The sequence below is a fragment of the Dellaglioa sp. CoH-56-MRSF-14 genome (genome assembly GCF_056782115.1).
The window spans coordinates 1-573 of sequence record NZ_JBXAYB010000015.1 but is presented as its reverse complement, the minus strand read 5'-3'; the positions used below and the strand labels follow the sequence as shown (position 1 = coordinate 573).

The window sequence follows — 573 nt, the reverse complement described above, 5'->3', positions numbered from 1 at the left end:
CTCCTATCCCTCAAATCTAAATTTAATGGTAAGGAGAACTCAACATGACTACACCAACAGCATATCAGCTTGATACGCGGGGTGCCGTATGGGTCGATGCGTAGTCGAAGTTTACGCTGGACACTAACCCCGATTTGCTGCCTGACGTACTGGCCATCAACAACTCGTTGTACAACCTGTTCTCATGTCAGATAGGGGCACGAGCCCGTATATTCCAGCCGGAGTATGGGGCCTCCCTTCTCACTTATCTACAGGAACCAATCGATCAAAACACTGCGGATAAGATTCAGGTCGGCTTCATTCAGGCGATAGCCCGCTGGGAACCCCGCATTCAGCTCGACATGAGCAACACATGGGTCAAGCCCGACATGTCGCTGCCCGGCTATCAGATTCGGATTGCTTACAACCTGAACCTAAACCTTGATACTCAATCAGGTCCGCTGGTTGCAGCATTTTCCGTCACCGCCAACCAATCATAAGGTTCAACATGGCAGATACTAATAAGCTCGTTCTGGCGGACTTGACAGCCGACGTTGATCAATTCGTTTCCCAGTTTCAAAACTACCTTACCAC

Annotated in this window: 1 protein-coding gene; it reads left to right on the top strand. The window is 49.7% G+C overall.

The features are described 5' to 3' along the window. The first annotated feature begins 134 nt into the window (after positions 1 to 134). Entirely contained in the window at positions 135 to 479 is a 345-nt protein-coding gene (locus AC1RPX_RS07605; protein ID WP_481763305.1) for a GPW/gp25 family protein, read from the top strand. The last annotated feature ends 94 nt before the right edge of the window (positions 480 to 573 follow it).